This window comes from Streptomyces sp. NPDC048417 (genome assembly GCF_040651615.1).
Lineage (GTDB): Bacteria > Actinomycetota > Actinomycetes > Streptomycetales > Streptomycetaceae > Streptomyces.
Map to the genome: position 1 here is coordinate 1 of NZ_JBEZKI010000040.1, position 22,971 is coordinate 22,971.

General features: G+C 70.5%; 22 protein-coding genes, 1 tRNA gene and 2 pseudogenes. 12 read left to right on the top strand and 13 right to left on the bottom strand.

Going from position 1 to position 22,971, the window contains the following annotated elements; genetic code table 11:
• Window positions 1–7: 7 nt before the first annotated feature.
• Together AB0D59_RS43410 and AB0D59_RS43415 are read left to right on the top strand one after the other, a co-directional pair.
• Window positions 8–118 carry a hypothetical protein gene (locus AB0D59_RS43410; RefSeq protein ID WP_362577025.1) on the top strand — a complete coding sequence of 37 codons (111 nt, stop codon included), beginning with the start codon at window positions 8–10 and terminating at the stop codon, window positions 116–118.
• 29 nt (window positions 119–147) lie between these two features.
• Window positions 148–987, top strand: a complete 840-nt coding sequence (locus AB0D59_RS43415) for a hypothetical protein (RefSeq protein WP_362576893.1) — start codon at window positions 148–150, stop codon at window positions 985–987.
• A gap of 107 nt (window positions 988–1,094) precedes the next feature.
• Here the strand turns inward: AB0D59_RS43415 and AB0D59_RS43420 are convergent.
• A pseudogene (locus tag AB0D59_RS43420) lies at window positions 1,095–1,844 on the bottom strand (IS481 family transposase); the annotation flags it as partial.
• Between AB0D59_RS43420 and AB0D59_RS43425 the strand changes: the two are divergent.
• Window positions 1,844–2,287: pseudogene (locus AB0D59_RS43425) on the top strand (transposase); the annotation flags it as partial. The pseudogenes AB0D59_RS43420 and AB0D59_RS43425 overlap by 1 nt on opposite strands.
• Here the strand turns inward: AB0D59_RS43425 and AB0D59_RS43430 are convergent.
• Together AB0D59_RS43430 and AB0D59_RS43435 are read right to left on the bottom strand one after the other, a co-directional pair.
• Window positions 2,273–2,872, bottom strand: coding sequence for a hypothetical protein (locus tag AB0D59_RS43430; RefSeq protein ID WP_362576895.1), 600 nt, complete (start codon window positions 2,870–2,872; stop codon window positions 2,273–2,275). The pseudogene AB0D59_RS43425 and the gene AB0D59_RS43430 sit on opposite strands and share 15 nt — an antisense overlap.
• Window positions 2,873–3,170: 298 nt before the next feature.
• The gene (locus AB0D59_RS43435; protein WP_362576896.1) at window positions 3,171–3,749 is read right to left on the bottom strand and encodes a DUF4241 domain-containing protein; all 579 of its coding nucleotides are present in this window, start codon (window positions 3,747–3,749) and stop codon (window positions 3,171–3,173) included.
• A gap of 268 nt (window positions 3,750–4,017) precedes the next feature.
• On the opposite strand from AB0D59_RS43435, the gene AB0D59_RS43440 reads away from it, so the two are divergent.
• On the top strand, window positions 4,018–4,194 hold the full coding sequence (locus tag AB0D59_RS43440; RefSeq protein ID WP_362576898.1) for a hypothetical protein: 177 nt from the start codon (window positions 4,018–4,020) through the stop codon (window positions 4,192–4,194).
• 298 nt (window positions 4,195–4,492) lie between these two features.
• On the opposite strand, the gene AB0D59_RS43445 is transcribed toward AB0D59_RS43440, so the two are convergent.
• Window positions 4,493–4,564, bottom strand: a tRNA-Cys gene (locus AB0D59_RS43445).
• Between the two features lie 209 nt (window positions 4,565–4,773).
• On the opposite strand from AB0D59_RS43445, the gene AB0D59_RS43450 reads away from it, so the two are divergent.
• The 4 genes from AB0D59_RS43450 to AB0D59_RS43465 all read left to right on the top strand — a co-directional run bounded on the left by AB0D59_RS43450 (window position 4,774) and on the right by AB0D59_RS43465 (window position 10,057).
• Complete coding sequence (locus AB0D59_RS43450; protein WP_362576900.1) at window positions 4,774–6,207, top strand: MFS transporter; 1,434 nt, start codon at window positions 4,774–4,776, stop codon at window positions 6,205–6,207.
• 183 nt (window positions 6,208–6,390) lie between these two features.
• On the top strand, window positions 6,391–8,184 hold the full coding sequence (locus AB0D59_RS43455; RefSeq protein WP_362576901.1) for a DEAD/DEAH box helicase: 1,794 nt from the start codon (window positions 6,391–6,393) through the stop codon (window positions 8,182–8,184).
• Window positions 8,185–8,548: 364 nt separating this feature from the next.
• Window positions 8,549–9,190, top strand: coding sequence for a helix-turn-helix domain-containing protein (locus AB0D59_RS43460; RefSeq protein WP_362576903.1), 642 nt, complete (start codon window positions 8,549–8,551; stop codon window positions 9,188–9,190).
• Between the two features lie 78 nt (window positions 9,191–9,268).
• Window positions 9,269–10,057, top strand: a complete 789-nt coding sequence (locus AB0D59_RS43465; protein ID WP_362576905.1) for a S16 family serine protease — start codon at window positions 9,269–9,271, stop codon at window positions 10,055–10,057.
• 50 nt (window positions 10,058–10,107) lie between these two features.
• Here the strand turns inward: AB0D59_RS43465 and AB0D59_RS43470 are convergent, their stop codons facing one another.
• The 7 genes from AB0D59_RS43470 to AB0D59_RS43500 all read right to left on the bottom strand — a co-directional run bounded on the left by AB0D59_RS43470 (window position 10,108) and on the right by AB0D59_RS43500 (window position 15,177).
• Complete coding sequence (locus AB0D59_RS43470; RefSeq protein WP_362577027.1) at window positions 10,108–10,293, bottom strand: hypothetical protein; 186 nt, start codon at window positions 10,291–10,293, stop codon at window positions 10,108–10,110.
• A 16-nt stretch (window positions 10,294–10,309) separates the two neighbouring features.
• Window positions 10,310–10,894 (bottom strand): helix-turn-helix domain-containing protein, encoded by a 585-nt coding sequence (locus AB0D59_RS43475; RefSeq protein ID WP_362576907.1) that lies wholly within the window; start codon window positions 10,892–10,894, stop codon window positions 10,310–10,312.
• Window positions 10,895–10,975: 81 nt separating this feature from the next.
• Entirely contained in the window at window positions 10,976–11,857 is an 882-nt protein-coding gene (locus AB0D59_RS43480; RefSeq protein WP_362577028.1) for a glycine betaine ABC transporter substrate-binding protein, read from the bottom strand.
• A gap of 86 nt (window positions 11,858–11,943) precedes the next feature.
• Complete coding sequence (locus tag AB0D59_RS43485) at window positions 11,944–12,798, bottom strand: ABC transporter permease (protein ID WP_362576909.1); 855 nt, start codon at window positions 12,796–12,798, stop codon at window positions 11,944–11,946.
• On the bottom strand, window positions 12,795–14,027 hold the full coding sequence (locus tag AB0D59_RS43490; protein ID WP_362576911.1) for a betaine/proline/choline family ABC transporter ATP-binding protein: 1,233 nt from the start codon (window positions 14,025–14,027) through the stop codon (window positions 12,795–12,797). The genes AB0D59_RS43485 and AB0D59_RS43490 overlap by 4 nt, the downstream gene beginning before the upstream one ends.
• Complete coding sequence (locus tag AB0D59_RS43495; protein WP_362576913.1) at window positions 14,020–14,667, bottom strand: ABC transporter permease; 648 nt, start codon at window positions 14,665–14,667, stop codon at window positions 14,020–14,022. The genes AB0D59_RS43490 and AB0D59_RS43495 overlap by 8 nt, the downstream gene beginning before the upstream one ends.
• 27 nt (window positions 14,668–14,694) lie before the next feature.
• Window positions 14,695–15,177 carry an Lrp/AsnC family transcriptional regulator gene (locus AB0D59_RS43500; RefSeq protein ID WP_351748245.1) on the bottom strand — a complete coding sequence of 161 codons (483 nt, stop codon included), beginning with the start codon at window positions 15,175–15,177 and terminating at the stop codon, window positions 14,695–14,697.
• A 121-nt stretch (window positions 15,178–15,298) separates the two neighbouring features.
• Here AB0D59_RS43500 and hppD point away from each other — a divergent pair, with 121 nt between their 5' ends.
• Window positions 15,299–16,447, top strand: coding sequence for a 4-hydroxyphenylpyruvate dioxygenase (gene hppD, locus AB0D59_RS43505; RefSeq protein WP_362576915.1), 1,149 nt, complete (start codon window positions 15,299–15,301; stop codon window positions 16,445–16,447).
• Between the two features lie 490 nt (window positions 16,448–16,937).
• Here hppD and AB0D59_RS43510 read toward each other — a convergent pair whose 3' ends face one another.
• Complete coding sequence (locus tag AB0D59_RS43510) at window positions 16,938–18,440, bottom strand: tetratricopeptide repeat protein (RefSeq protein WP_362576917.1); 1,503 nt, start codon at window positions 18,438–18,440, stop codon at window positions 16,938–16,940.
• A gap of 91 nt (window positions 18,441–18,531) precedes the next feature.
• On the opposite strand from AB0D59_RS43510, the gene AB0D59_RS43515 reads away from it, so the two are divergent.
• A complete protein-coding gene (locus tag AB0D59_RS43515; RefSeq protein ID WP_362576919.1) occupies window positions 18,532–19,938 on the top strand; it encodes an FAD-linked oxidase C-terminal domain-containing protein in 1,407 nt (468 codons plus the stop codon).
• Between the two features lie 45 nt (window positions 19,939–19,983).
• On the opposite strand, the gene AB0D59_RS43520 is transcribed toward AB0D59_RS43515, so the two are convergent.
• Window positions 19,984–20,397, bottom strand: a complete 414-nt coding sequence (locus AB0D59_RS43520) for an SsgA family sporulation/cell division regulator (protein WP_362576921.1) — start codon at window positions 20,395–20,397, stop codon at window positions 19,984–19,986.
• A 239-nt stretch (window positions 20,398–20,636) separates the two neighbouring features.
• Here AB0D59_RS43520 and AB0D59_RS43525 point away from each other — a divergent pair, with 239 nt between their 5' ends.
• Together AB0D59_RS43525 and AB0D59_RS43530 are read left to right on the top strand one after the other, a co-directional pair.
• A complete protein-coding gene (locus AB0D59_RS43525; protein ID WP_362576922.1) occupies window positions 20,637–22,178 on the top strand; it encodes an RDD family protein in 1,542 nt (513 codons plus the stop codon).
• A 68-nt stretch (window positions 22,179–22,246) separates the two neighbouring features.
• A complete protein-coding gene (locus tag AB0D59_RS43530; protein WP_362576924.1) occupies window positions 22,247–22,948 on the top strand; it encodes an RDD family protein in 702 nt (233 codons plus the stop codon).
• The last annotated feature ends 23 nt before the right edge of the window (window positions 22,949–22,971 follow it).

The window sequence follows — 22,971 nt, forward strand, 5'->3', positions numbered from 1 at the left end:
GATGAAGATGCAGCACCGGATCACAGCCCCGGTCACCGGCACGCTGAGCGAACTGCGGGTCGTGGTCGGCCAACAGGTGGAGCCCGGACCGCCGACGAGCCGTGGCCCCACTGCGTAGAGCCGCACGACAGTGAAGCGGCAGACGAGATGCACTCTCCGGACGAGATCCGGATCCTGCGTCGCATCCATGCAGCAGCGGCCGAGCGGCGGCTCCGCGACCCCCAGGCACCCGCGATCACGCCCGAGGAACGGGAGATCGAGCAGCGGCTCCGCAAGGGCCACCCGTGGTTCGACGGCCCGATTCCCATGATCCCCGTGGCCCAGCTCTACGCCCGCGACGTCCCTCTCCCGGCCAGCCCTCCCGGAGCCGACCTTCTCCAGGTCCTGTGGTGCCCTTGCGACCACGAGGAGTTTGCACACCCCCGAACCGCCCTCTTCTGGCGTTCCTCCGCCTCCGTCACCGACGTCCTCGAGGCCCCGCCCGAGCCGCCCGTGATCCAGTTCGACTGGTACCTGCCGGAACCGTGCTTGCTCGCGCCGGAACAGATCACCGAATACCCCAGCCCCCTGGAGCTGAGCAAGGAACTGCAGCAGCAGTTGGGCGACGTGAACCTGTGGGAGACAGCCGGATTCGCGTGGGACAGCACCGGCGCGTTGGACCCGCAGGAGTTCTACTTCCGCAACCTGTGCCACGCCCCCGGGTGGAAGACCGGCGGCTGGACCCGCTGGGGCCTCACCGACCCCATGCCCCGCCCGTGCCCCGAATGCGGCACCGAGACGACCCCGCTCCTCACCATCGCGTCCTCGGAATGGAACTCCGGCAGCAAGAGCTGGATGCCCGAGGAGGAACGGACGAACCCGACTCCGCTCCTCCTCGGCACCCCGCCCTCGAACTTCACTGTCCTCGACATCGCCAGCGCCTACAGCCTGCAACTCCACGTCTGCCCTGCGTCCCCGGAGCATCCCCACATCGAACTGGTCCAGTGAGCCCTCGGGGAAGTCCTCCGCGCCGACGCGTACGCCGCGATCGGCACTGCGATCGACTCTCCAGTCAGTAGCCTTGGCCAACTACCAGATGATCCAAACGACGGGCCCTAGGTGTATTGACCCGCAGGGTTGTTGACGCGGCTGATCGGGGGCTGGCCTAGGAGTGCGGTGTGGCAGCGATGGTAGTTGTAGGTGTGAAGGAATGTGTCGAGGGCTGCTGTTCGCTCGTCGTTTGAGGTGTAGGGCCGTAGGTAGGCCCATTCGTCGAGCAGGGTGCGGTTGAAGCGTTCGACTTTGCCGTTGGTCTGGGGCCGGTAGGCGCGGGTGAGCTTGCCGGTCGCGCCGAGTTGGTGGAGGGCGGCTTTCCAGGCCAGGCCCTTGCGGTAGGCCCAGGCGTTGTCGGTGAGGACCCGTTCGATGCGGGTGATGCCGTGGGCATGGAAGAACGCGGCGGCGCGGGTGAGGAAGCCCGCGCAGGTCGCGACCTTCTCGTTCGGGTGTACCTCGCTGTAGGCGAGGCGGGAGTGGTCGTCGACCGTGGAGTGGATGTAGTCGAATCCCATGCTGCGGATCGGGCGGCCGGCGTCCCGTCCCAGGACCTTGTGGCCGCCTCCGTCGGGGATCCGGCCGAGTTTCTTCACGTCGATGTGGATCAGTTCACCTGGCCGCTCGCGTTCATAGCGGCGGATCACGGTGCCGGTGGGCCGGTCGAGCCAGGCGAGGCTGTGCAGGCCGTGGTGGGTCAGGATGCGGTGCACGGTCGAGGCGGGCAGGGCCAGGACCGGGCCGATCCGCGCCGGCCCGAGCTTGCTGGCCCGCCTCAGCTCGCAGACCTGTTCCTCGATGGCGGCCGGGGATCCATCTGGTTGGGGAAGGTGGGCGTCGCCCTTTGGCCCTGCTGATCACTCCGGGTCAGTGGGGCGACGCCCCGCAGCTCATCCCCGTCATGGAACGTATCCGCGTCGGCCGCCTCGACGGCGGGCGTCCCCGCACCCGGCCAGACCATCTCGGCGGTGACAAGGCGTACTCCTCCCGCCGCACCCGCCGCTACCTGCGGAGACGGCAGATCAAGCACACGATTGCCGAGCCAGGCAATCAGCGGGCCAACCGCAAGCGCCGCGGCTGTCGCGGCGGTCGACCCACTGACTTCGACAAAACGATCTACAAGCGCGGAAACGAAGTTGAACGGACGATCAATGCGCTCAAGGGCTCCCGGGCCATGGCGACCAGGTACGACAAGAGAGCGTATGTCTTCCACGGCACCGTCACCCTCGCCGCGATGCGGTTATGGCTCCGATGAGGACCTGCCGGACAGCTCCCGGCTGTCCTGACGGCCGTAGCGCTCCCTATCCCGCGCCACCCCTTCGGCACTCACCGATGACTGGATGGTGTACACATCTCCGATACGGTCGTCGCCGCGCCGACGCTGTCGCCATTCTTCGTGAGCCCGGAACACCATGACGGACACCTGTGAAGCAGGCTGCCAGTGCCGTGTGAAGGTCGGAGCATTCACGTCCGGGGCGTCTTCCAGGGGTACACCCTGCTTCCCCAGCAGCCGCTCCAGTTTGTCGAACCGGAGGTGGCGGTCGAAGCGCCCGTACCGGTCGCGAATTGCCCTGTTGACGATGCTGCCGCCCAAGTACGACAGCCGATGCACCTGCAAGGTGAAGTGGTGCCCCTCCCAAGGATGGTCCGGTGTTTCCCGAATCCAGAAGAACTCAGCCATTCCGTAGTCGCGCCACAGGCTGTGGTCGTCAAGGGAGTTCTCGGCGAAATCGGAACCCAGCATCGCGGTCACCCGGTCGGGACTGTCCGTCGGATTGGCACCGAGCACCGTTCCGGAGGCGACCACGTCCATGTAGAACGCAAGGGAATGCGGAGTCAACTGGTCTTCCTTGACGGGGCGCCGGGTATCAGAAGCGACGGCCTCAGCATATGCGACCGGGGACGCCACGAAGATCCGCCGGACAGGCCCTGGCTTTCCCCGCACGACGACCGGGGCGAAGGGGTACCTCGTCTATCAGCTGTGACGCTCAGCTTCCTTGACGTCCTCCGGGAAGGCGTCCACCAGGCCGAAGTCGATGATCGAGTTGTCGAGCTCCTCAATCGCCGTGTGCACTCTGGAGGTTCGCCGCGGTCCCAGTCTCGGGCAGTGCGGCCTCGCGCCCATGGTCGGCGGCTCTTTACTCTCCCCCGTCGGCGGAATGGAGCTGGAAGTCGACGACGACGCAACCAACCTGTCCGTCATCGGTGCGGCCGATCCAGACGGGGTAGGCCCCGTCGCCCCGGCCGGCACGGAAGGCGATGAGGTTCGGCTCGGGCTCCGTGCTGGGCAGTTCGACGGTGAAATGGCTGGCGAGGGGTATGAACAGGTCCTCGTCCAGCTGGTCTTCGATCACCGTCAGAGTCGCATCCATAAAAGCCGCTGTGCCGGTATCCACGCCAACCCCGTAGAACTGGCCCTCGCCGAGCAGCCCCAGGTCCTCGTCGGGCCGGAGGGCCATTTCCCACTCGCGGGGCGGGATGTCCAGGAACGTGACCCTGGCCGCAGCGACACCGACCCCGCGTGTCGTGCGCAAAAGCGACAGCGTGACCGGGAACTCGCCCGGGCTCCGGTCTGCAGGAATAGTTCTTCGAGTTCCAGGTCCCAGGCGTTCGTCGGTACGTCGTGGATCACCACTACGGACTGCTCGGAGGGTGGTCATTACATGCGGCGCGAGCACACGTTGGGTGGACGGCCGGCCCAAGACCGTCCCATCCATGGCGCACCCCCGCTACACTCCCCACCGCTGGGCCGTTGACCAGCAGAAATACAGAAGTCCGGCTGGAGTACTAGCTCTACAGCCCGCCGGAGAATTGCACGGACGCTGACGCGGTATTTGTCGTTCACCATGATCGGCCGGATGAGTTGCGTGTGCGGACCGATACAGCGGTAGCGGCGATCTGGCCGGCTGGGGGTGTGGCGGCAAGCCTGTAAAGGGCAGGCCTCGGCCCAGCGACGATCGGAATACGTATGTCGACCGTTCCCTCATGCTCGAATTCTGTTGCCGTGAGATTACCCGTGGGACGTTGGCTGAGGCGCTCGACGATCTGGTCGTTGCAGAGTTGGTGGTGCCGAAGGGGACGCACCGCGAGAAAGTCTCCCACGGGGTCACGGGAACGATTGACGAGATTATCCGCGGTGTCGGCCTGTCCATGCGCGATTAGGTTTAGTCCGACCGCTCATGTGGCTACTCTGATGCCCGGGCTCCGCCGTTGGGGCTGGGCACACCGCTGCCGTCACGGAAGTCGCTGGGCCGATGCACGAGCACGGTTGCGATGACCCACGAGGCATCGAACCCGTTCTGGGGCAGCTTCACAGACTCGGGGGCGACTCTCGTGGAGCGGTGTCACCACGCGGTCGCTCCCCGAGCGCGTTGACTGAGACGGGAACTGAGACGAGGGCCAACAGGGCGACCCCCTTCTTGGAGTGACGCCCTTTCGTTCTGCCTGGTCACGCAACCAGAGGCCATGGCGGGAATCGAACCCGCGTAACTCGCTTTGCAGGCGAGTCCCTAAACCACTCGGGCACACGGCCGTTGCCGACTTCGTCCCTTCGGCCGTGTCGGTGATTTGAAGGTACGGGTGGGTGGGGGAGGGGCTCAAGAGGGGCGGTGGGGCTGCAACGGGACTGCCATGTGGCGTTCATGAATGGGGGGCGGACCGGGGGGGCTACGACCAAGGTCCGAGGTGAGGTGGGGCTCGCGACAGGGGTCAAAGCGGGGCTTGGGCCTTACCGTGGTGAGCATGACCGCACTTGAGCCCAGCGACGCCGTTGTCGCAGATGAGACGACAGATGACGCAGCCCGTGGCGAGGGTGTGCTGGGGCGGTCGTACCGGGCGCTGAGCGTCGGGATCGTGTCCGTGGTGCTGCTGATCGCCTTCGAGGCGACCGCCGTCGGGACGGCGATGCCCGTGGCCGCCCGGGAGCTGGACGGGGTGTCGCTGTACGCGTTCGCCTTCTCCGGGTACTTCACGACCAGTCTGTTCGGGATGGTGCTGTCCGGGCAGTGGTCGGACCGCAGGGGGCCGCTCGGGGCGCTGACGACAGGGATCGGGGCCTTCGCCGCGGGGCTGGTCGTCGCCGGGACCGCTCAGGTCATGTGGGTGTTCATCCTGGGGCGGGCCGTGCAGGGGCTCGGGGGCGGGCTGGTCATCGTCGCGTTGTACGTGGTCGTGGGGCGGGCCTATCCGGAGCGGTTGCGGCCCGCGATCATGGCCTCCTTCGCCGCCGGCTGGGTGGTGCCGTCCATCGTCGGGCCGTTGGCCGCCGGGGCGGTGACCGAGCACCTCGGGTGGCGGTGGGTGTTCCTCGGCATCCCCGTGCTCGTGGTCTTTCCGGTGGCGCTCGCCCTTCCCCAGATACGGCGACGGGCCGGCGGGCCGGTCGCGCAGCGGGCGCGGGAGACCTTCGAACGCCGGCGGATCCGGCTCGCGTTCGGTATCTCTCTCGGCGCGGGGCTGCTGCAGTACGCGGCTCAGGACCTGCGGTGGGTCTCCCTGCTGCCGGGGGTCGTCGGGGGTGCGCTGCTGGTCCCCGCCGTACTCGGGCTGCTGCCGCGCGGGACCTACCGCGCGGCCCGCGGGCTGCCGTCGGTGGTCCTGTTGCGCGGGGTCGCGGCCGGTGCGTTCGTCTCCGCCGAGTCCTTCGTGCCGCTGATGCTCGTCACCCAGCGGGGCCTGTCGCCCACCCTCGCCGGGTTCTCGCTGGCGGCGGGCGGGGTGACCTGGGCGCTGGGTTCGTGGGTGCAGGCGCGGCCGCGCGTGGCGCCGTACCGGGAGCGGCTGATGACCCTCGGGATGGTGCTGGTCGCCGCGGCGATCGCCACCGCGCCCAGCGTGCTCGTGCACGGCGTGCCGGTGTGGATCGTCGCCGTCGCCTGGGGCTTCGGCTGCTTCGGGATGGGGCTGGTGATCGCCTCGTCCAGCGTGCTGATGCTGCGGCTCTCCACCCCGCAGGAGGCCGGCGCCAACTCGGCCGCCCTGCAGATCTCCGACGCCCTGTCGAACGTCGTGCTGCTCGCGGTGGCCGGCGCCGCCTTCGCCTCCCTGGGCGGCGGCAGCATGACGGGGACGGCCGGTTCCGGTTCTCATCCGGTCGCCTTCGCCGTCGTGTTCCTGCCGATGGCCGCCGTGGCGCTCGTCGGGGTCTGGGTGACGACCCGGCTTCGTGATCTGTGACGTGGGTCCCACCCGAGGGGGAGACGGGCTTGTCCGCGCGTTGACCGCCATGGGGCGCCGGTAGGGTGGCCCGGTTGTCATACGCATACGTAGCCGCCCGACCCCCTTACTACGGAGACCGTGACTACCGCCCGCCCGTCGCCCGCCACCACCCTCAACGGAGGGCCCTCCGGGCCCACACCTATGTCTGCCTCTGCTTCCTCGTCCTCCCATCACCTCTCGCCGGCCTTCCCCGGCCGGGCGCCCTGGGGTACCGCCAGCAAGCTGCGTGCCTGGCAGCAGGGGGCCATGGAGAAGTACGTCCAGGAGCAGCCGCGTGACTTTCTCGCCGTCGCCACGCCCGGCGCCGGCAAGACGACGTTCGCGCTGACCCTCGCGTCCTGGCTGCTGCACCACCATGTCGTGCAGCAGGTCACCGTCGTCGCCCCCACCGAGCATCTGAAGAAGCAGTGGGCGGAGGCGGCGGCGCGGATAGGGATCAAGCTCGACCCCGAGTACAGCGCCGGACCGCTCAGCCGGGAGTACGACGGGGTCGCCGTCACCTATGCCGGTGTCGGGGTGCGGCCGATGCTGCACCGCAACCGGTCCGAGCAGCGCAAGACGCTCGTCATCCTCGACGAGATCCATCACGCCGGTGACTCCAAGTCCTGGGGCGAGGCCTGCCTGGAGGCGTTCGAGCCGGCGACCCGGCGGCTGGCGCTGACCGGTACGCCCTTCCGGTCCGACACCAACCCCATCCCCTTCGTGACGTACGAGGAGGGGCAGGACGGGATCCGGCGGTCCGCCGCCGACTACACCTACGGCTATGGCAACGCGCTCGCCGACCATGTCGTGCGGCCCGTCATCTTCCTCTCCTACAGCGGCAACATGCGCTGGCGGACCAAGGCCGGGGACGAGATCGCCGCCAGGCTCGGCGAGCCGATGACCAAGGACGCCGTCAGCCAGGCCTGGCGTACGGCGCTCGATCCGCGCGGTGAGTGGATGCCGGCGGTGCTGCGCGCCGCCGACCAGCGGCTGACGGAAGTGCGGAAGGGGATCCCGGACGCCGGGGCCCTGGTCATCGCCTCGGACCAGGAATCCGCCCGCGCCTACGCCAAGCTCATCCGCGAGATCACCGGGAACAAGGCCACCCTCGTCCTCTCCGACGACACCGGCGCGTCCAAGCGCATCGACGACTTCAGTGCGAGCGACGACCGGTGGATGGTCGCGGTGCGGATGGTGTCCGAGGGCGTCGACGTCCCCCGGCTCGCGGTCGGGGTGTACGCCACCACCATTTCGACTCCTCTCTTCTTCGCCCAGGCCGTCGGCCGTTTCGTGCGGTCCCGGCGGCGTGGCGAGACCGCGTCCGTGTTCCTGCCGACCGTCCCCGACCTGCTGACCTTCGCCAACGAGATGGAGGTCGAGCGCGACCACGCCCTCGACAAGCCGAAGAAGGACGGCGAGGAGGACCCGTACGCCGAGTCCGAGAAGGAGATGGAGGAGGCGAACAAGGAGCAGGACGAGGACACCGGCGAGCAGGAGCAGTTCGCCTTCGAGGCGCTGGAGTCCGAGGCCGTCTTCGACCGGGTGCTGTACGACGGCGCCGAGTTCGGTATGCAGGCGCACCCGGGGAGCGAGGAGGAGCAGGACTACCTCGGCATCCCGGGACTGCTGGAGCCCGACCAGGTGCAGTTGCTGTTGCAGAAGCGGCAGGCCCGGCAGATCGCGCACAGCCGCAAGAAGCCGGACGACGAGGCCGACCTGCTGGAACTGCCCGCGGAACGGCGGCCCGTCGTCTCCCACAAGGAGATGATGGAGCTGCGGAAGCAGCTGAACACGATGGTCAGCGCGTATGTGCACCAGAGCGGCAAGCCGCACGGGGTGATCCACACCGAGCTGCGCCGGGTGTGCGGGGGGCCGCCGAGCGCGGAGGCCACGGCGGGACAGCTCCGGCAGCGGATCGCCAAGGTGCAGGAGTGGGCCACGCGGATGAGGTAGCCGGTCGGCCCCGGGTGAGCGGGGGCTGTTCCCGCCCACGCGTCGGAGCCGGGCATCGACATGGCCTCGCGCCTTTTCGGGCGCGATACCTGAGCGCATACCATCACATACCGAAGTAGTCCGTACCGGAGCGTGACCGGATTCTGGACGGAGGCTTCCGCTCAGCGAACCCCCTTCGCTACTGTCCGGCTACGCACACGCCCCGTGGCAGCGCCGCCGCGGAGCGCAGCCGTGAAGCGACTGGGCCCGGAGCCGCCGGGCCGTCCTGCCGATCGGCGGCCTCTGAAGCGCGTCGCTGACGGGACTCGGCGACGCATCCGCCGCGTCGGAGGCTGCCGACCTCACCACCTAAGGAGTGGGCGTCGTGACCGCGGAGACCTCTCAGACGCTCGACCGGGGCCTCAGGGTCCTCAAGCTGCTGGCCGACACGGACCACGGGCTGACCGTCACCGAGCTTTCCACCAAACTGGGCGTGAACCGGACCGTGGTGTACCGGTTGCTCGCCACGCTTGAGCAGCATGCGTTGGTACGGCGTGACCTGGGCGGGCGAGCCCGGGTCGGCCTCGGCGTCCTGCGTCTGGGACGGCAGGTGCATCCGCTCGTACGGGAGGCCGCCCTGCCGGCCCTGCGGTCGCTCGCCGAGGACATCGGGGCGACGGCACATCTGACGCTGGTCGACGGGACCGAGGCGCTCGCCGTCGCGGTCGTCGAACCGAGTTGGACCGACTATCACGTGGCGTACCGGGCCGGGTTCCGGCACCCGCTGGACCGGGGGGCCGCCGGGAGGGCGATCCTGTCCGCACGGCACTCGCCGAAGGACGACCCCGGGTACACGCTGACCCACGGCGAACTGGAGGCCGGTGCGAGCGGTGCGGCCGCCCCGCTGCTCGGGGTCACCGGGGTCGAGGGGAGCGTCGGCGTCGTGATGCTGGCCGACTCCGTGCCCGAGCGGGTGGGGGCGCGGGTCATGGACGCGGCGCGGGAGGTCGCGGAGGCGTTGCGCTGAGGCGCCGGTGAGGGTCCGGCGAGGGGCCGGGGGCGATGGCCTGAAGTGGTTGCCACGTCGCCGCGTTAGATTGACTCCGTGCTCTCACGTCTCACGCGTCTCCAGGCCGTCGCCGTCTGTGCGGTTCCCGTCGTGGCTCTGATCGGTACGGCCGTCTTCGCGCCGTTGCCGTTCTCGGTGGCCCAGCCCGGGATGACGGCGAACGTGCTCGGCGACAACCAGGGCACCCCGGTGATCACCGTCTCCGGGGCGCCCACCCGGACGACCGGCGGGCAGCTGCGGATGACGACGATCGAGGCGACCGGGCCGGACACCCGGGTGTCGCTGGGCGACGTCCTCGGCAACTGGTTCCGCACGGACCGGGCGGTGATGCCGCGCGACTCGGTGTATCCGAGCGGCGGCAACGTCAAGGAGATCGAGCAGCACAACACCGAGCAGATGGAGCAGTCGCAGGACGCGGCGGCGCAGGCCGCGCTGAAGTACCTGGATCTCAGCGCCGACAAGGTCAAGGTGACCTTGAAGCTGGCGGACGTGGGTGGACCGAGTGCGGGTTTGCTGTTCTCGCTCGGGATCGTCGACAAGCTGGACGGGAACGGCAGCGGGGGAGACCTCACCGGGGGGAAGAACATCGCCGGTACGGGAACCATCAGCGCCGACGGCACGGTGGGGGCCGTGGGCGGGGTCGCGCTGAAGACGCAGGCCGCGCGGCGGGACGGGGCGACGGTCTTCCTCGTGCCGAAGGACGAGTGCGCCGACGCCAAGGCGGAGTTGCCGAAGGGGTTGCGGTTGGTGCCGGTGACCAGTCTCAAGGGGGCTGTATCCGACTTGGTCGCGTTGGAGAACGGGAAGAGCGTTCCTGGCTGCTGAGTTTCGGCTGACCCGCCGGTGGGGGCTGGTCGCGCAGTTCCCCGCGCCCCTTACGGGGCGACTGCCGGGGTCGGCGCTGCCAGGCGCAGGCCGACTTCCACCAGGGTCCAGCCGAGGCGGATGCGGAGTTCCCACCGGGGTGGCCTGGCCTCGGTGGCGAGGCGGTGGGCCGCGGCCTCGGCGCGGAGCTCGGCGGTGCGGGTGTGGTGCAGGGTGAGGTGGGTCTCGGGGTGCAGCATCGGCGTGGGCCTCTCAGTCCGTCTCGATGGGGAACAGGTGCGTGTGGATGCGTACTTGCTCGGCGTCGGGGGTGTCCGCCTCGGGGACGCGGTCCCGGTAGCCGTCGACCACGGCGTGCAGTTCGGAGATGAGTTCCTGGGCCAGGTCCGGGGTGAGCCGGAGCGTCGCGCTGCTCATGTCCCAGACGCGGTTCCACTCCTCGGGCCAGGCCGTGCGGCTGCCGAGCCAGGTGGACAGGTTCTGGATCTGGCTGCCGGCCACTTCGTGGAGGTACACGTCCGCCGCCCCGCGCACGGTCGGATCGGTGTCCGTGAGCAGGGAGTCGTCGAAGCTCAGTCCCTTGTGGACCGCCTTCCACCAGCGTTCCCGTCCTTTGCCCCGCTCGGGGGCGTCCGCCACGAAGCCGTGCGCGGCCAGTTGGCGCAGGTGGTAGCTGGTGGCCCCGCTGGACTCGCCCAGTTTCTCGGCGAGTTGGGAGGCGGTGGCCGGACCGCCGAAGCGCAGCGCGTCCAGCAACTGCATCCGCAGCGGGTGAGCGAGCCCGCGCAGGGAGCGGGCGTCGAGATTGCGGACCTGGGAGTCCTGGGGCTCGTTCATGCGTACAAAGATAGCTATGCAAAGGCTCCTTTGCAACGCATCTTTTGCATCGACTTCTTTGTAACTCCCTCCGGTGCCTCCCTACTTCACGAACCCCTCCGCCTTCATCCAGTCCAGCGCCACCTGGTGCGGGTCCTCCCCGGCGACGTCCACCTTCGCGTTCAGCGTCTGGGCCACCGTGTTGTCCAGCCTCGCCGTCACCGGGTCCAGGACCGTCGCGATCGCCGGCCACTTCTTCAGGGCCTTGGTGTTGATCACGGGTGCCGCGTTGTAGTTGGGGAAGAACTTCCTGTCGTCCTGCATCACCACCAGGTTCATGGACCTGATGCGGCCGTCGGTCGTGAAGACCTCGCCGTAGGTGCAACTGCCCTTCTGCACCTGGGTGTAGATGATCCCGGTGTCCATCTGCGTGATGTTCTTCGCCGGCACGCTCATGCCGTACGCCTTCTCCATGCCGGGCAGGCCGTCGGCGCGGTTGGCGAACTCGCCCTCCACGCACAGCGTCACCGCGCCCGGGTCCGACTTCGCCAGCGCGGCAACGTCCGACAGGGTCTTCGTGCCGTACTTCGCGAAGTTGGCCTGGTTCATGGCCAGTGCGTAGGTGTTGTTGAGCCGGGAGGGCGCAAGCCAGGTCAGGCCGTTGTGCAGGTCGGCGTCGTGGACCGCCTGCCACTGCCGCTGGGGGTCGGGGATGGGGTGGCTGTTGCCCAGGTAGGTGATCCACGCCGTGCCCGTGTACTCGTACATCCCGTCGGCCTCCCCGGACCTGACCGCCTCGCGGGCGCCGATCGACCCCTGGATGCCGGTGCGGTCGAGGACCTCCGCGCCCGCCGCCTCGAAGGCGATGCCCATGATCGCGCCGAGGATCAGCTGTTCCGTGAACTCCTTGGAGGTGACGGTGAGATGGGCACCCTTGAGGGGCTCACCAGCACCGATCGAGCCCGGTGTCACGTCGTCGACCATGGGGGAGCCGCTCGTCAGGCCGCAGCCGGCGGCCGGCAGCAGGGCCAGCAGGACCAGCAGCAGTGCCGGCGGCACACAGAGCCGTCTCACCGGCCCACCTCCAGGCCCCGCGGCCGCAGCAGGATCTCCGCCAGCGAGGCCAGCCAGTCGACCAGCAGGGCCAGGGCCACCGTGAGGACCGAGCCGAGGACCAGGACCGGCATGCGCTGGTTGGTGATGCCGGTGGTGATCAGGACACCCAGGCCGCCGCCTCCGCCGAAGGTGGCCAGCGTCGCCGTACCGACGTTGAGGACCAGGGCCGTACGGACGCCCGCGAGGATCAGCGGGACGGCCAGCGGCAGCTCCACCTTCCGCAGCACGCCCAGCGGGGACATCCCGATGCCGCGCGCCGCCTCCAGGAGGGTCGGGTCGTTCGCCTCCAGGCCCGCGATGGTGTTGGAGAGGACCGGGAGGATCGCGTAGACGATGATGCCGATCAGGGCCGGCTTCTCGCCGACGCCCAGCCAGATGACCAGCAGGGCCAGCAGGCCGATCGCCGGGGTCGCCTGGCCCATGTTGGCGAAGGCCATCGCCACCGGGGTGGCCTTGCGGAAGGTCCTGCGGGTCAGCAGGATGCCCAGCGGGATCGCGATGATCAGTACGAAGAAGGTCGAGATCACCGTGAGTTTCACCTGCTGCCACAGGCACTTGGAGACCTGGCCGTGGGAGAGGGCGTTCGCCGAGATCGTGTCCAGGTGGGCCTGCTGGAACCACAGCCAGGTGGCCAGCAGCAGCGCCACCAGGAACGCCGGCAGGAACGTCAGCTTCCGCCAGGTGATACGGCGGGCCGGCGGGCCCTGCCGCGGCGGCGGGGCCTCCTGTTCCGCCTCGCCCTCGTCGCGGAAGGCGAGGCCCTTGACCTCGTGCTCGCCCTCGGGACGGGCGTCGGGGGACGTGCTCACGCCTTCTGCTCCCCTCCCTCGCCCTCCTGTTCGGCATGGGTCTGGGCGGCCCGGGCCTCCTCGAGTTCGTGCTGGTGCTCCATCGCCTCCAGGCGGTCGGCCTCCAGCAGTTCGTGCACCGAGTTCATCAGGGTCTCCATGTCGACCACCCCGATGAACTCGCCGCGCCGCCCGGTCACCGCGACCCGGCCCGCGTTGTCGGTCAGCACCGCCTCCAGCGCGTCCCGCAGGGTCGCGTCCCGGGTCACCGTGTCGTGCACCAGCGTGCCGGCGCGGGCCAGCGAGCCCCTGGCCCGCATCAGGTCGCCGCGCCGCAGCCACTTGTAGGGGCGGCGGCGCTTGTCGAGCAGCAGGATCTCGTTCGTACCGCTGCCGCGCAGCTTGTTGAAGATCTCCTGGAGCGGGGTGTCCAGGGTGACCGTCGGATAGTCCCCCATCTCGACGTCCCGGACCCGGGTGAGGTTCAGCCGCTTCAGGGCCGCCCCGGCGCCCACGAAACCGGAGACGAAGTCGTCCGCCGGGTTGGTGAGGATCGCCTCCGGGGTGTCGAACTGGGCGATGTGCGAGCGTTCGCGGAGTACGGCGATCCGGTCGCCGAGCTTGATCGCCTCGTCGAAGTCGTGGGTGACGAAGACGATCGTCTTGTGCAGCTCCCGCTGGAGCCGGATCAGCTCGTCCTGGAGATGGTCACGGGTGATCGGGTCCACGGCGCCGAACGGCTCGTCCATCAGCAGCACCGGCGGATCGGCGGCCAGCGCCCGGGCCACGCCCACCCGCTGCTGCTGGCCGCCGGAGAGCTGGCGCGGATAGCGGCCGTGGAACTCGCCGGGGTCCAGGCCGACCAGGTCGAGCAGCTCGTCGACGCGGGCGCGGATCCGGGCCTTCGGCCAGCGGAGCATCTTCGGGACCAGGGCGATGTTCTGGGCGACCGTCATGTGCGGGAACAGCCCGGCGGACTGGATGGCGTAGCCGACCTTGCGGCGCAGCTTCACCGCGTCGATGCCGGTGACGTCCTCGCCGCCGATCCGGATCCGGCCGCCGGTCGGCTCGATCAGCCGGTTGATCATCTTCAGGGTGGTCGACTTGCCGCAGCCGGACGGGCCGACGAAGATCACCGTCTCGCCCGCCCCGATCTCCATGTTCACGTTGTCCACGGCGGGCTGCGCGATGCCCGGGTAGCGCTTGGTCAGGTTCTCCAGCTCGATCGAGGCCCCATGGGATTCAGCCACGGATCCCCCTCGGAATGGTCAGCCGTCCGATCAGGACGTACACGGCGTCGAACAGCAGCGCGAGGATGATGATCCCGACGGTGCCCGCGAGCACCTGGTTCAGCGCGTTCTTGCTGCCCAGGGAGGCCAGCCCGCGGAAGATCTCGTTGCCGAGACCGGGACCGGAGGCGTACGCGGCGATCGCGGCGATGCCCATCAGCATCTGCGTGGAGACCCGGATGCCGGTCAGGATCGGCGGCCAGGCCAGCGGCAGCTCGACCCGCAGCAGCCGCATCAGCCGGGACATGCCGATGCCCCGGGCCGCGTCCACCAGCATCGGGTCGACCCCGCGCAGGCCCACGATCGAGTTCCGCACGATCGGCAGCAGTCCGTACAGCGTCAGGGCGATCACCGTCGGCGGGACGCCGAGGCCCACGATCGGGATCAGCAGACCGATCATGGCGAGGGAGGGGACGGTGAGGATGGTGGCGGTGGTGGTGGTCGCGAGGTTGCCGGCCCACTCGCTGCGGTAGGTGACCACACCGATCACCACGCCGATGAGGGTCGCCGCGACCATGCACTGGAAGACCGCGCTGGCGTGCTGGTAGGCGTCGGTGAGCAGGGTCTGGTGCCGGTTGCCCAGGTACTCCCAGAAGCTCACGTGCGCTCACCCCGAACTCCGAACCGGTCAGGTCGTCCCTTCGCTGTCCGCCGCGGCCTGTTCCACCAGCGGGATGATCCGCAGCGGAACGGGGTTCTCCATGACGATCGCCGTGGAGGCCCGGACAATGCCATCAAAACCGACGACCCGGTCGATCACCCGCTGGAGATCGGCGTTGGAGCGGGCCACCAGCCGGCACAGCATGTCCCCGGTGCCGGTGGTGGTGAGCAGCTCCAGCACCTCCGGCACGGTCGCCAAGTGCGCCCGCACGTCCGGGCCTTGGCCCTGCCGGATCTGCAGCGTGGCGAACGCGGTGACCGGGTAGCCGAGGGCCGCCGGATCCACCTGCGGGCCGAATCCCTGGATCACTCCATTCGACTGAAGCCGGTCGAGCCGGGCCTGCACGGTCCCGCGCGCCACCCCCAGCCGACGGGACATCTCCAGCACGCCGATCCGCGGCTCCCGGGCCAGCAGCACCAGGATCCGGCCGTCCAGATGATCGATCGCCATGCCCGCCTCCGGATGGTCATCCTGCACAGAAAGTCCGCCGATCTGGCCGTACAGCTGAGCATATTGCCCAGTGGAAACGGGAACTATTGCGCACCTTGTGTGCCAGGGTCACTCTTCGACCATGACGCAGACCACACAGCACACTCCCGACGTGACCGCCCGGCAGGACGACCCCTTCCCGGTCAAGGGAATGGACGCGGTCGTCTTCGCCGTCGGCAACGCCAAGCAGGCGGCGCACTACTACTCCAGCGCCTTCGGCATGCGGCTGGTCGCGTACTCCGGACCGGAGAACGGCAGCCGCGAGACTGCGAGCTACGTCCTGGAGAACGGCTCGGCACGGTTCGTCCTCACCTCCGTCATCAGGCCTGAGACCGAGTGGGGCACCTTCCTGTCCCGGCACGTGGCCGAGCACGGCGACGGGGTCGTCGACCTTGCCATCGAGGTGCCGGACGCGCGGGCCGCGTACGCGTACGCCGTCGAGCACGGCGCGCGGTCGGTGGCCGAGCCGTACGAGCTGAAGGACGAGCACGGCACCGTCGTCCTCGCCGCCATCGCCACGTACGGCGAGACCCGCCACACCCTCGTCGAGCGGACCGGCTACGACGGCCCGTACCTGCCGGGGTTCGTCGCCGCGTCCCCGATCGTCGAGCCGCCCGCCCGCCGCACCTTCCAGGCCGTCGACCACTGCGTCGGCAACGTCGAGCTCGGCCGGATGAACGAGTGGGTCGGCTTCTACAACAAGGTCATGGGCTTCACGAACATGAAGGAGTTCGTGGGCGACGACATCGCCACCGAGTACAGCGCGCTGATGTCCAAGGTCGTCGCCGACGGCACCCTCAAGGTCAAGTTCCCGATCAACGAGCCCGCCGTCGCCAAGAAGAAGTCCCAGATCGACGAGTACCTGGAGTTCTACGGCGGGGCGGGCGTCCAGCACATCGCGCTCAACACCAACGACATCGTCGAGACCGTACGGACCATGAGGGCGGCCGGCGTCGAGTTCCTCGCCACCCCCGACTCCTACTACGACACCCTCGGCGAGTGGGTCGGCGACACCCGGGTCCCGCTGGACACCCTGCGCGAGCTGAAGATCCTCGCGGACCGGGACGAGGACGGCTACCTGCTCCAGATCTTCACCAAGCCGGTCCAGGACCGCCCGACGGTCTTCTTCGAGATCATCGAACGCCACGGCTCCATGGGCTTCGGCAAGGGCAACTTCAAGGCCCTCTTCGAAGCGATCGAACGCGAACAGGAACGCCGCGGCAACCTGTAGCCGGGGGCCTCGGCGACCCCGCACCAAGGCCGGTCCGGCACCGCCGGGAACCACCGCCGTGGCCGGACGCCGTTGCGGCGGGAAGAAATCGACGCCGGTCAGTTCCCACCGCCGCGGCGGCGATCAGCCACGACAGCGCATTCCGGCGGTGCCGGGCTGCGCTGTGGTGCCCGGGATCGTTGCGGCGGGGCGGGATCGGCGCAGGTCCCTTGTCTCCGCCGCGGTGACGATCAGCCACGACAGGCGTATTCCGGCGGTGCCGGGCTGCGCTGTGGTGCCCGGGATCGTTGCGGCGGGGCGGATCGGCGCAGGTCTCTTGTCTCCGCCGCGATGACGATCAGCCACGACAGGCGTATTCCGGCGGTGCCGGGCTGCGCTGTGGTGCCCGGGATCGTTGCGGCGGGAGGGATCGGCGTCGGTCAGACTTCTCTCCGCCGCAACGGTGCCTGGCCACGCCGGTGGTGTCCGGCGGTGTTCGGTCGGCGGTGGGTCACTGTGGGGGCTCCTCGTTCGGTGGCTGGTCGCCCAGGGTGGTCAGGGTGGCTCGGGCCACCGGGGCCTGCAGGGGGGAGAAGTAGGGGTTGGTGCGCAGGGCGTCCTGGAGGTGGCGGCGGGCGGAGGCGTCCAGGTCCAGGTCGCGTTCGATCATGCCCCGGTGGAAGGCGTACGACGCGCTGCGGACCCCGCCGCCCTTCGTCGAGTCCGTCGCGATCGAGGCGTAGCGCAGCGCCTCCTGGTCGTCGCCGGCCCGGTGCAGCGCCCACCCGAACGCGTCCGCGACCTCGATGCCCGGCTGCCGATCCCACTCGGCCGCCAGCCGCTCCACCGCCTCCTCGACATCCCCGTGGTCCGCCTCGTACTGCCCGATCAGCAACTCGTCGTCGACCCCGGCGTCCAGCTCCCGCCGCACCTGCGTCTGCAACCGCGCGTACTGCGTCTCCGCCTGGTGCCCCATCCCCAGCGACTCGTACAACTCGGCCAGCTCCAGGGAGACCTGCGGAGTCGGCCGGTGCCTGAGCGCCTCCTGGTACGCGGCCAGCGCCTCCTGCGTGCGGCCCAGCGCGGCCAGCGCCCGCCCCTGCCCGGCCCGCGCCGTCGGCTGGTCGGGGTCCAGGCGGACGGCCGCCGTGAAGTGCCGTAGCGCGTCGTCCCGTTCGCCGCGCTCCCAGGCCAGCTGCCCGGCCTGGGTCAGATACGCGGCCTGCTCGGCCGGGGTCCCGGCGGCCGCCGCCGCGTCCGTCACCTGCGCCACCGCGTCCTCGCGCCAGCCCCGGTCCCGGTACACGGCCGAGGCCCGTGCCATCACGGCCGGTTTCACGGTCGCCCCGACCTTCAGCGCCATCAGCTTGTCGAGCGCGGACCGGGCCGCCTTGTAGTCGCCGAGCCCGTTGTAGGCGTCGATCAGCGCCGGATACGTGGACCACCGCTTCGGCGCCGCCTTCCGCGCCTCCTCGCCGAACCGCTTGGCCGTCGGGAAGTCCCGGCGCGCGTTCGCCAGCGCGGCGAGAGCGGCCAGCGCGTCGGTGTTGCCCTTGCCGGCCACCCGGAGAGAGGTCTGCAGCGCCCTCTCGGCCCGCGGATAGTCGGCGCTGTCGGCGGTCCGGCGCGCCCGCTCCACGTACGCGGCCCCGAGCACCGCCCAGGCCCGCGCGTCCTTCGGCTGCGCCCGCACCCGGCTCTCGCGTGCGCCGATGAGCGAGGTGAGGTCGGGCAGCGCGGCGGGCAGGCCGTTGAGGACGGCCGTCTGCGCGGCCGCCTGGGCCGCCGCCCGGGCCTTCGCCTGGGCCCGGGGCCCGGCCGCCGGGGGCGGCGCGGCGGCGCGCCGCGGTGCCGACTCGTGCGGCCACAGCATCAGCGCCGCGCCGGCCGCCGTCCCGCCCGCCAGCGCGACGACCAGCAGCCGCCGCAGCACCCGGCGACGGCGGCGCGGCGGCGACGGCTCCGTGAGCAGCGAGGTGGTGGGCCCTGACGGTCGGTTATCGAGCGCGCACATGCCCGTACTGTGCGTCAATACGACGACCGCGCCCGGGCGGCCCAAGGAGGTCCGCTGTGGGGTTCACACCGATGGCCCCGGGTGCGAGGCTGTGATCATGAGCCGAATCGAAGCCCCCCGGGACGAGACCACCGGCAACCTCACCGACCGGCTCCTGGCGGGCCTGCCGGCCGACGCGGTGCTCGTCGACCCCGATGTGACCACCTCCTACGCCAACGACATGGCGAGCTTCTGCCCGGCCGGCGTCCCGGCCGTCGTCGTGCTGCCGCGCACGGTCGAACAGGTCCAGCACGTGCTGCGCATCGCCACCGAGCTGCGGGTCCCGGTCGTCCCGCAGGGCGCCCGCACGGGCCTGTCCGGCGCCGCCAACGCCACCGACGGCTGCATCGTGCTGTCCCTGACCAAGATGGACCGCATCCTGGAGATCTCGCCGGTCGACCGCATCGCCGTCGTCGAACCCGGCGTCATCAACGCCACCCTCTCCCGCGCGGTCGAGGAACACGGCCTCTCCTACCCGCCGGACCCCTCCAGCTGGGAGATGTGCACGATCGGCGGCAACATCGGCACGGCCTCGGGCGGGCTGTGCTGTGTGAAGTACGGGGTGACCGCCGAGTACGTCCTCGGCCTGGACGTCGTCCTCGCCGACGGGCGGCTGCTGTCCACCGGCCGGCGTACCGCGAAGGGTGTCGCCGGGTACGACCTGACCCGGCTGTTCGTCGGTTCCGAGGGCTCGCTCGGTGTCGTCGTACGGGCCGTCCTGGCCCTGAAGCCCAAACCGCCGCGGCAGCTGGTGCTGGCCGCCGAGTTCGGCTCCGCGGCCGCGGCCTGCGACGCGGTGTGCCGGATCATGGCGGGCGGGCACGTACCGTCCCTCCTCGAACTGATGGACCGTACGACCGTGAAGGCGGTCAACGAACTCACCCACATGGGCCTGCCGGAGTCGACCGAGGCGCTGCTCCTCGCGGCCTTCGACACCCCCGACCCGGCCGCCGACCTCGCCGCCCTCGGCGCGCTCTGCGAGGAAGCGGGCGCCACCCAGGTGGTCCCGGCCGACGACGCCGCCGAGTCCGAACTCCTCCTCCAGGCCCGCCGGTCCTCGCTGGTCGCCCTGGAGGCCGTCAAGGGCACCACGATGATCGACGACGTGTGCGTGCCCCGCTCCCGGCTCGGCGACCTGATCGAAGGGGTCGAGCGCATCGCGGAGAAGCACGGGCTGACCATCGGGGTCGTCGCCCACGCCGGCGACGGCAACACGCACCCCACGGTCTGCTTCGACGCGCAGGACCCCGACGAGTGCCGCCGCGCCCGCGAGTCCTTCGACGAGATCATGGCCCTCGGACTGGAGCTCGGCGGCACCATCACCGGCGAACACGGCGTCGGCGTCCTGAAGAAGGAGTGGCTGGCCCGGGAGATCGGGCCGGTGGGCCTGGAGATGCAGCGGGCCGTGAAGAACACCTTCGACCCGCTGGGCATCCTCAACCCCGGCAAGCTGTTCTGACCCCACACGGTCCATACGCTCTGTACGCCCTGTCCGTCGGGGACCTCACTGGGCGAGCAGCTGGTCGAGCGCGTCGTCGATGCCCAGCTGCCTGCCCTCGGTCCCCGGGGGCACCACCCGCAGCGTCCGCTCCAGCCAGGCGGACACCTGGGTGGTCGGCGCCTCCAGGAGGGCGTCTCCGTCGGGTGAACTCAGCGCCATCAGCACGACGCTGCGGCCGTCCACCTTCGTCGGCCACACCCGCACGTCCCCGTGCCCGCACGGCCGGAACACCCCCTCCACCAGCAGGTCCCGGGCGAAGGTCCAGTGGACCGGGGACTGCGAGTTGATGTGGAAGCCGACATGGACGGCGTACGGGTCGTCGGAGCGGTAGCCGAGCCGGGCCTGGACCGGGATGCTCCGCTCGGGGGACAGGATGAGCCGCAGCTCCAGTTCGCGCTCCACCACGGTGTGATGCATGACGTTCGTTCCTCTCGGTCGGTCGTCCGGGCGCCTGTGGACGGGCCCGTACGAGGGGAGAGGGCCTGGGGCCGCGAGCATTACGCGGGTTCCGGGAAATTTTTCTCCGGTGCGGTGAAGGGGGCGCACAGGGGTGCCCGGAAAGGGGCGGGTCCTGCGGGACTGGCGGTGGTGGGCACGCGCGTCTGATAGATGTGGAGCCTCCCACACGACCCCCGAGCAGATACGGGATGACGGACATGACCGCCCCTACCCCGGCACCCGGTGACGAACGGCCCCGCGAGGGCTACTACCCGGACCCGTCCATCCCCGGCTACGTCCGTTACTGGAACGGCGCCGCGTGGGTGCCGGGCACCAGCCGCCCGGCCCCGTCCGACGGCGAACCGCTCGCCCCGCCGCCCGGTTCCCGCCCCGCGAGCCCCGCGGTGGAGGAGACCGGACCGCACTTCTTCGACGAGGACCCGCGGCCGGGTGGATCCGGCTGGGCGGCCGAGGGGAGTGCCTGGGGCACCGACCCCCGGGCGGCTGCGGGTTCGCCGCCCCGGCCGGACGGCCGGTCGGCCCACTCGGACGGCTCGGCGCCGATCCCGCCGACGGACCAGGGGGACGTCGACTCCGGCGGCACGTTCATCTTCCGCAGGCCGACGCTGGGGCCCGCGGGCACCCCGCCGGCCGCCCAACCGCCCATGGACGACGGCACGATGACCTTCCGCCCGATCCGCGCCGAGAACGCACCTGACACAGGTGGCGCGGCGGCCGGTACGGGTGCCGCCGGGGCCGGGTTCGGCGGTCAGGGCACCGGCGGACCCGGGGCCGGGGCCGGGGCCGGGGCCGACGGGCAGGGTGCCGGTGCGGCGGGTTCGGGTTCGGGTGGGTTCGGTGCGCCGGGGTCCGGCGGTCCGGGTGCGGCCGGGGCGTCCGGGCCGGGTGGCTACGGCGCTCAGGGCCCTGCCGGTGCGTCCGGTGCGTCCGGTGCGTCCGGTGCGTCCGGTGCGGGCGGGTTCGGCGCGCAGGGGCCGGTCGGCGCCCCCGGCGGCGGCCGCCCCGGCTTCGGCGCCGGAAAGGCCGCCGCCGACCGCGCCGCCGCGGCCCCGGGTCCCGCCGCTCCCCAGGCCGTCGCCCCCGCCGTACCCCCGCAGTCCGGCGGGCCCCAGTCCGCCGCCCCCATGAGCGCCGGGCCCGGCGGGGGGCAGTCCTCCTGGGCGCAGCAGGTGCATCAGCTCGCGGGTGACCAGCAGGTCGCGCCCTGGAAGCCGCCGGTGGAGGACCCCTTCCAGGCGGCCGCCCGGCGGCAGGCGTCGGCCCGCCCGGCCGGACTCGGCAAGCGGTTCGCCGCGCGGCTCGTCGACAGCCTGGTCGTCGGCGCGGTGACCGCCGCGGCCGCCGTACCGTTCGGCACCCGGGCGGCCGACCACGTACAGGACAAGATCGACGCGGCCAAGCTCTCCGGCCGTACCGAGACCGTCTGGCTGCTCGACGGCACGACCGGCCTCTACCTCGGGATCGTGCTCGCCGTCCTGCTCCTCGTCGGCGTCCTCTACGAGGTGCTGCCCACCGCCAGGTGGGGCCGCACGCTCGGCAAGAAGCTGTTCGGCCTGGAGGTACGGGACATCGAGGGCCACGAGCCCCCGGCCTTCGGCGTCTCGCTGCGCCGCTGGCTGGTGTACACGGTGCCCGGGCTGCTGGGCATCGGGATCGTCGGCGTCGCCTGGTGCCTGTTCGACCGGCCCTGGCACCAGTGCTGGCACGACAAGGCGGCGCACACCTTCGTCGCCGGCTGACGGGGCGTCGTACCCCGTACGGCCGCTCGCCGGATGCGGACCCGGCCGCTTCACGGTCCACTCGGGCCATGAGCACCGAACCGCCCCCGGGCTCCGGACAGCCGCCGGAGGACGACCCGTTCAAGAAGCCGCCGCCGTCCGGTGAGCCGGGCGCGGGCCAGGGGCCGGGCTCGCCGTACGACACCCCGTACGGCGGCGCGCAGCCCCCGCCGCCCTCCTACGGCGGCGGCCCCTACGGAACGGGCGGCGGCGGTCCTTACGGCGGAGGTGGCGGCCCCTACGGCGGAGCCGGTGGCTATCCCGCCGATCCGCTCGCCGGGATGCCGCCGCTCGCCGACAGCGGCAGGCGCACCCTCGCCCGGATCATCGACATGGTCCTGGTGCTCATCGTGGTCTGGCTGCTCACCTGGGCCTTCGGGGTGCGCGAGTACGAGGTCAACGGCGACAAGATGGAGTTCGGCAAGTCCTTCGCGCAGTCGCTGGTCGCCGCCGTCCTGTTCGTCGGGTACGACACCCTGCTGACCGCCAAGTCCGGGCAGACCCTCGGCAAGAAGTGGCTCGGCATGCGGGTCGCCGACCTGAACAGCGGCTCCACGCCCTCCGCCCAGACCTCGCTGGTGCGCGCCCTGGTGCTGTGGCTGCCGTTCGCCTTCTGCTGCGCCTGTGTGTGGACGATCATCTGCGGTGGCTGGAGCTACTTCGACAAGCCGTACAAACAGGGGCTGCACGACAAGGCCGCGAAGACGGTCGTGGTCAGTACGAGGAACTGACCGGGGGGCGCACAAGCAGTCGG